Genomic DNA, 7,014 nt, shown 5'->3' with positions numbered 1-7,014 from the left:
CTGCGGTCTGAGGGTGGTTGTCAAGGCACGCTTTCCCGCCTTGACAACCACCCTCAGACCGTCAGCACAATCAAGCTTCGGGGTGCCCCACGCCACTCACCAGGGCGCAATGTCGCCGCCAGGCGACGAGCAGACCCCCCGGGGAGAACCTCAAACAACATCCCCCCGCCGAATCCGATAAACCTGCAACCTCAAGTCGTAATACTTAGTCGTCTCCCCAACCCACTGCATCCCGATCCGCTCCGCAGTGGCGATCGCCCGGGAATTACTGGGCCGGGCAACCGCGAACAACTCGTCCGTCCCGTCCTGGGTGAACGCCCACTCCACCAACGCCCGCGCGGCCTCAGTCGCGTACCCGTGCCCCCACTCCTCGGGCCGCAACTGCCAGCTCAGCTCCAAATCCTCCCGGTACGGAGGCAGCAATCGAATCCCCAGCCCTCCGACGACGCGCCCGTCGGAGCGAAGCTCGACCGCCCACCTCCCTCGGGGCGGAAGCAAATTGGGCTGCGCCTCCTGCCAGGCCTGCAGCACCGACCGCATGGCGGCGGCGTCGGCGACCCGGTCCATCGCGGGAGTCAGCCAGTGCGTCACATCGGGAGAGCCGTAGATCTGAAACGCGGCTTCGGCGTCGTCAGCCGTCCAGTCCCGGATCACGAGACGTTCGGTGGTCAGCGGCAGGGTCATGTACGAACGGTACGCCCGTTCCACCCGGTCCGGGCAGGTGATGCAGGACGCATCGAAGGCTCTTGTCCGCCAACGACTCCGCCCGATGGAAAACGAGTAAACTGCGCGGGTGGAAATCTGGGTGAACCCGCGTTGTTCCAAGTGCCGCTCTGCGGTGTCGCTGCTCGACGAGGCCGGTGCGGAGTACACCGTGCGCCGCTACCTGGAGGACCCGCCGACCGAGGCGGAACTCGTCGCGGTGCTCGACCGGCTCGGCCTCGACCCGTGGGACATCACCCGCACCGGCGAGAAAACCGCCGGTGAACTCGGGCTGAAATCCTGGTCCCGGACTCCGGAAGACCGTCCACGGTGGATCGCCGCGCTCGCCGAGCACCCGGAGCTGATCCAGCGACCGATCATCACCGCCGACGACGGCACTACGGTCGTCGCGCGCGACGAGGAAACCGTCCGGTCCGTCCTCAGCTGACCGCGACCGCGAGCAGCGCCGTCGCGAGCAGCGCCACGTACGCGACGGCGTGCACCTTGTCCGGCAACCGGTCGGCAACCCGCCGGACGAGCGCGATCGTCGGCAGCGAACCGGCGAGCAATGCCGCGCCCGCGAGGGGATCGAGGTACCCCGACGGTCCAGCGCCGGCGGTCGCGTAGACGACCGTGGCCACCACCGCGACCGGCACGCTGAGCGGGTTGGCCATCGCCGCCGCGTCCGCCATCGGAAGCCCTTTGCGGCGCAGCAACGGCACGGTCATCACGCTCCCACCGACCCCGAGAAAGCTTGCCACCGCACCGATTCCGATCCCGCCCGCGGTAGTCGTGAACGTGCTCAGCGGCTTCGGTTGTCCCTGCGGCTTAAGGAATCCGCCCCGCACCAGACTGTCCACAATGGTCACTGCAAGGTAGACAATGAACAGTACCCGCAACAGTCCGTCTCCCGCGTAGGTCGCGGCCATTGCGCCCACTAGGGCACCGATCGCGACGAAGGCGGCGAGCGGCCAGAGGTATTCGCGGCGGAGACGTCCGGCTCGCGCCTGCACGACGGTCGCGCTGACCGCGTTCACCACCATCACCGCGGTGGAGGTAGCCACGGCGACGTGCATCGCGTCGCCCCGGCTCGTCACCGCCGCGACGACCGGCACGGTGACGAATCCGCCGCCGAAACCGAACAGCACGGTCGTGACGCCGCTGAGGCAGCCGAAGAGCAGGAGAATCAGGATCGAGGTCCACACTGGCTTCAAGGTAAGTCCCGCCGGGTGCGGCGTGCATCCGAAGATCCGCCAGGTTCTTTCGAGTTCCAGACATCTACCCTCGAGGCATGCGCAACGTCCCGTTGTCCGAGGTCGACGCCCTGCCGCGGGCCGTGCTCGCGATCAGCACGGACTACCCGCCGGACCACTTCCTCCCGCCGCATCGGCACCGCCGCGCACAGTTCCTTTACGGTGCCACCGGTTCGATGCGCGTCGGAACAGCCGACGGAACCTGGACTGTCCCAACTCGGCGCGCGGTGCTGATCCCGCCGGAGACCGACCACAGCGTCGTGATGACGAACGTGACCACGCGCAGTCTGTATCTGGAACCGTCCGCCGTGCCGTGGTTCCCGCGCCGCTGCCAGACTGTCGACGTCTCACCCCTGCTGCGGGAATTGCTGCGGGAAGCCGTGGACGTCGCCCCCGAATACCCGCGTCGCGGCCGCGACGCCACGCTCATTTCCCTTCTGCTGCACGAAATCTCCCGCTGCGTTCCACTGCCTCTTGAACTCCCGTGGCCGCGGCACGAGGGCTTGCGCGCGCTGTGCCAGTCCTTTTCGGACGCTCCCGACGTGCACGATCCGCCGTCTCGCTGGGCGCGGGAACTGCACGTGAGCGAGCGGACGCTGCACCGGCTGTTCCGCGCCGAAACCGGCCTGAGCTTCGCCCGCTGGAGGGAGCGGGCTTGCGTGCTGCACGCGCTCCCGCTGCTGGCCGCGGACCTTCCGGTGGCCGACGTCGCGGTCACCCTCGGATACGAGAGCCCCGCCGCCTTCACGACGATGTTCAGCCGCCTGCTCGGCGCCCCGCCGCGAGCCTATCGCGCACCGTGACCGGCATCTCGTTGAGAACAACTTGATTGTGCACAACTTAGTTGTACTGTGAGTCCCGTTCGGAACTTTCCCCGAGGAGGGCCTCATGACTGCCACTGTCGTTCTGGTGCACGGCGCGTTCGCGGATTCGTCCAGCTGGAACGGGGTGATCGAGCGGGTGCGAGCGGCCGGGCACCGGGTGATCGCGGCGGCGAACCCGCTGCGCGGAGTCGCCGAGGACGCCGCCTACGTGCGGTCTCTGCTGGAGAGCCTCGAGGGCCCGATCGTCCTGGCCGGCCACTCCTACGGGGGCTCGGTGATCTCGGCCGCCGCGGCGGGGCACTCCGGGGTGCGGGCGCTCGTTTACCTCGCCGGTTTCCTCCCGGACGAGGGCGAAAGCGCCGGCGAGCTGGCGGCGAAATTCCCCGGCGGAACCCTGGGGGAGACGCTGGAGCAGGTCGCTCTGTCGAACGGCGTCGAACTGTATGTCCGCCAGGACCTGTTCCACCAGCAATTCGCCGCGGACGTAGCGAGCGAGCAGGCGAGTCTGATGGCGGCGGGCCAGCGTCCGATCGCCGCGGCGGCCTTGGCCGAGGCCTCGCCCGCGCCGGCGTGGAAGGACCTGCCGGTGTACAGCCTGATCCCGACCGCGGACAAGAACATCCCGCCCGCCGCGCAGCGGTTCATGGCGGAGCGCGCGGAAGCCGAGGTGGTCGAGGTGGCGGACGCTTCGCACGCGGTGCTGGTTTCGCAGCCGGACGCGGTCGCCGAGCTGATCCTGCGTGCTGCGGCGCGGTGATCTTGGGCTGGTGAGACGGCCTGCGCCGCGCTTCCGCAGGCGAGTCGCGTCGTTCCGCCGTTCGCGCCACGGGCTGGTGATTGGCCTGGTCAGCGGGCTCGTTGTGCCTGCTGCGAGCGGTCAATCGGTTCCGCTGTGCGGACTTGTCATGGTCGAGCCGGGTTTCCACCGCTCACCGCGCCGGTGTGGCAGTTACCATCGGCGGCCATGAACACCTCAGGGGGTCCACAAGAGCAGCCAGGCACGCCGCAGGGGCCGGGTGCGGTCCCGCCGGGATGGCAGGCGCCTCCGCCGGGCGCGGGTTACCAGCAGCAGCCGGGGCAGTCGCCGCAGTACGGGCAGCCCGCGCAGCAGTACCCGGGGCAACCCGCGCCAGGTGCGTACCAGGGCCAGGCCGGACAGCCTCCCGGGCAGTACCCGGGGCAGCCCGGGCAGGGGCAATTCCCGCCGCAGCCGGGGCAGCCGTACCCGGGCCAGCCGTACCAGGGGCAGGCGGCCTACCCCGGACAGCAGGGTCATCCAGCAGCACAGCCGGGCTATCCGGCTCAGCCGCAGCCGGGTGCCGGTTACGCCGCGCCAGGGCAGGGCTACCCGGCGCCGAACCAGCCGCTCACCAAACCCGGTCTCGGCGCCATCCCGGTGGCTCTCGGTGCCATCCTCGAGGTCGTCGCGCTCTTCATCCCCTGGGTTACCTTCACGCTGGGCTCGCAATCGGCCTCCGTCACCTTCATCGACGCGTTCAGCAAGATGACGTCCGGTATGGACAGTTTCGCCGCGATGTACGTGCGGTTCCTCGCGTTCCTCCTGATCGCCGCGACCTGGCTGTCCAGCCTCCCGTGGGTGCTCGGCGCGCTGCGCACCAAGAAGTCCGCGTACTGGCTGAGCGGCATCCGCAGCCGCGAACTGACGCCGCCGAACTTCTGGTGGTACCGCACTGTTTTCGCGGGGCGGGCCACAGTCATGCTGCTCTTCCACATCGCGGGCATCGTCGCGATGTTCTACGAGGACCTGTCGAAGATCGGCCTCGGCGCGTACCTGCTCCTCCTCGGCGCGGTGCTCGTGATCGTCGGCGCGGCGATCGGGCCGAAGCTCACGGCTGCCCGCTGACGTCGCGGATGACCGGGTTCTGACAAATGTCATCGCGCACCGATGCGCGGTGACACTACGGCCCGCCTGCCCGTCCGGCCACCATGGGACGGGCAAGCGGCGCCGGATCCTCCGGGCCGATCCCAGGTCTGCAAAGGACAGTCATGAACTCCCGTCCCGCAACACTTTCCGCGCAACCCCGGATCCGGGCGGTCCTCTTCCTCACCGGGGCTTACCTGGCGCTGAGCGTGCTCACCCTCGGCGCGATCTTCCTCTTCCGCGACGACCCGTCGATGGTCACCGACGTCGTCTGGGTCCGCGCCACGATCGTGGCCGCCAGCGCGTTGCTGACGTTCCTGTTCGCGAGAAGCGCGGCTCGCGGGTCGAAACGCGGGCTCCTGCGGCTGCGGATTGTCTCTGCGGTGATGACGGTCGCGATCATCGTGATCGTGTCGATTCCGGGGTTCCTGCCGCTGTGGGTCCGGCTGGAGCAGGGCGTCTGCGGGTTGCTGCTGCTGGCGGTCGTCGTCCTGGTCAACGGACGGCACGTGCGTTCGCTGTTCTCCGAGTAGCGTGCCGGACGTGGACCGCGGCCCCGATTCCGACGCGCAACGCTGGGTACTGGGCTGGCGCCGGCTCGTGCTGGACGCCGGCCTCCTGGTGTATCCGCTGATCGTCCTCGCCCAGACTGCCGACCAGCCAGCGGCGGTGGTGGCGCTGGTGGCGTTCTGCGCGTGCTACATCGGGGCGGCCGTCGCTGCGTATCAGTTCCGGAGCCGGCTGTTCTGGATCCTGACCGGGGTCTTGACGGTGCTCTTCGCCGCCGTCCTGCCGATCGCTCGCGCGAACGCGTTTTACCTGCTTGCCGTGGTGGTCTCGCTCGCGGTTCCGCGGTTGCCGCGCTGGGGTGCGATTCTCGTGCCGGTCGCCGCGGCGGCGACCGTGGTGGTGCCCTGGGCGGTCTGGCGGGCGGATCCGGGGTGGGCGCAGGCCGCGGCGCTGGTGTTCACCGTGCTGGTGGTGGTCGCGTTCGCGGAGGCGCTGCGGGCGAACCGGGCGTTGGTGCAGGCGCGGGCGGAGGTGCAGCGATTGGCGGCGGACGCGGAACGGTCGCGGATCTCGCGGGATTTGCATGATCTTCTGGGGCATTCGCTTACTGCGATCACGGTGAAGAGCAATCTTGCCCGGCGGCTCGCGGACAAGGGGGATGAGCGGGTGGCCGAGGAGATCGGGGAGGTCGAACAATTGTCGCGGCAGGCGCTGGCGGATGTTCGGGCCGCGGTTTCCGGATATCGGGAAGTGACGCTCGCCGGGGAACTCGCGCGGGGACGGGAATTGCTGCGGGCGGCGGGGATCAGGGCGGAATTGCCGACCGCGGTGGACGGGCCGCAGCAGGAGTTGTTCGGCTGGGTCGTCCGGGAGGGATTGACCAATGTGGTCCGGCATTCCCGGGCGACCACTTGTGCGGTGCTCGTTTCCGGTTCTTCGGTGGAGATCCGGGACGACGGCGTTGGTTCCGGGGCGGGTGCGGGAAATGGGCTGTCCGGATTGCGGGACCGGGTGGTCGCGGCAGGCGGGCGGATGGAGGCGGGGCCGGTGCGGCCTCGGGGGTGGCGATTGCGGGTGACGGTGGAGTGACTGTTCGGTTGCTGCTCGCGGATGACCAGGCCTTGGTGCGGCAGGCGTTGGGGACCTTGCTCGCGCTCGAGGACGATTTCGAGGTCGTCGCGCAGGTCGGGCGAGGGGATGAGGTGGTGGGGGCGGCGCTGGAGCATCGGCCGGACGTGGCGTTGCTGGACATCGAGATGCCCGGATTGGACGGGTTGACCGCGGCCGCGGTTCTGGCCGAGCAGGTGCCCGAGTGCCGGGTAGTGGTGTTGACGACGTTTGGGCGGGCCGGGTATTTGCGGCGGGCGATGGAGGCTGGGGCCGTGGGGTTCGTGGTCAAGGACGCGCCCGCGGAAGCATTGGGGGAAGCCATTCGGCGGGTCATGGCGGGGGAAAGGGTGGTGGATCCGGCGTTGGCGGTGGCGACATTGGCTGCCGGGGAATCGCCGTTGACCGCCCGGGAGCGGGATGTGCTGATCGCGGCCCGGGGAGGGGGGTCGGTGGCGGAGATCGCGGGGAGTTTGTATTTGTCGGAGGGGACGGTCCGGAATTATTTGTCCGGGGCTATTGCGAAGACCGGGGCCCGGAATCGGATGGGGGCGGTTCGGGTTGCTGAGGAGCGGGGGTGGTTGTGAGTCTGTTTGGGGTGTTCTGCTCGTCGCCCTGGCGGGCGACATTGCCGTTGGGGGTGGCGTGGGGCACCCCGAAGCTTGATTGTGCTGACGGTCTGAGGGTGGTTGTCAAGGCGGGAAAGCGTGCCTTGACAACCACCCTCAGACCGCAG

At 69.0% G+C, this 7,014-nt stretch carries 9 protein-coding genes; 7 read left to right on the top strand and 2 right to left on the bottom strand.

All coding sequences use genetic code 11. The features are described 5' to 3' along the window. Positions 1 to 150 precede the first annotated feature (150 nt). Positions 151 to 684, bottom strand: a complete 534-nt coding sequence (locus tag L942_RS20125) for a GNAT family N-acetyltransferase (RefSeq protein ID WP_037362616.1) — start codon at positions 682 to 684, stop codon at positions 151 to 153. A gap of 109 nt (positions 685 to 793) precedes the next feature. On the opposite strand from L942_RS20125, the gene L942_RS20120 reads away from it, so the two are divergent. Then, positions 794 to 1,150 carry an arsenate reductase family protein gene (locus L942_RS20120; RefSeq protein ID WP_037362615.1) on the top strand — a complete coding sequence of 119 codons (357 nt, stop codon included), beginning with the start codon at positions 794 to 796 and terminating at the stop codon, positions 1,148 to 1,150. On the opposite strand, the gene L942_RS20115 is transcribed toward L942_RS20120, so the two are convergent. Then, positions 1,143 to 1,907, bottom strand: a complete 765-nt coding sequence (locus L942_RS20115) for a sulfite exporter TauE/SafE family protein (RefSeq protein WP_037362614.1) — start codon at positions 1,905 to 1,907, stop codon at positions 1,143 to 1,145. The genes L942_RS20120 and L942_RS20115 overlap by 8 nt on opposite strands. Before the next feature lie 86 nt (positions 1,908 to 1,993). On the opposite strand from L942_RS20115, the gene L942_RS20110 reads away from it, so the two are divergent. The 6 genes from L942_RS20110 (at position 1,994) to L942_RS20085 (ending at position 6,865) form a co-directional block, all read left to right on the top strand. Further along, a complete protein-coding gene (locus tag L942_RS20110) occupies positions 1,994 to 2,758 on the top strand; it encodes an AraC family transcriptional regulator (protein WP_037362613.1) in 765 nt (254 codons plus the stop codon). A gap of 85 nt (positions 2,759 to 2,843) precedes the next feature. Next, positions 2,844 to 3,536, top strand: a complete 693-nt coding sequence (locus tag L942_RS20105) for an alpha/beta fold hydrolase (protein ID WP_037362612.1) — start codon at positions 2,844 to 2,846, stop codon at positions 3,534 to 3,536. A gap of 207 nt (positions 3,537 to 3,743) precedes the next feature. Further along, a complete protein-coding gene (locus L942_RS43015) occupies positions 3,744 to 4,643 on the top strand; it encodes a hypothetical protein (protein ID WP_081655140.1) in 900 nt (299 codons plus the stop codon). Between the two features lie 143 nt (positions 4,644 to 4,786). Next, complete coding sequence (locus L942_RS20095; RefSeq protein WP_051166111.1) at positions 4,787 to 5,194, top strand: hypothetical protein; 408 nt, start codon at positions 4,787 to 4,789, stop codon at positions 5,192 to 5,194. Between the two features lie 10 nt (positions 5,195 to 5,204). Then, positions 5,205 to 6,260 (top strand): sensor histidine kinase, encoded by a 1,056-nt coding sequence (locus L942_RS20090; protein ID WP_235079269.1) that lies wholly within the window; start codon positions 5,205 to 5,207, stop codon positions 6,258 to 6,260. Continuing rightward, positions 6,257 to 6,865, top strand: coding sequence for a response regulator transcription factor (locus tag L942_RS20085; protein ID WP_037362610.1), 609 nt, complete (start codon positions 6,257 to 6,259; stop codon positions 6,863 to 6,865). Before L942_RS20090 ends, L942_RS20085 begins: the two co-directional genes overlap by 4 nt. The last annotated feature ends 149 nt before the right edge of the window (positions 6,866 to 7,014 follow it).

It is taken from the genome of Amycolatopsis orientalis DSM 43388, from assembly GCF_000411975.1.
In the GTDB taxonomy this organism is placed as follows: Bacteria; Actinomycetota; Actinomycetes; order Mycobacteriales; family Pseudonocardiaceae; genus Amycolatopsis; species Amycolatopsis orientalis_D.
Note: the sequence above shows the minus strand (reverse complement) of the source record. Positions and strands in the feature narration are given on the sequence as shown.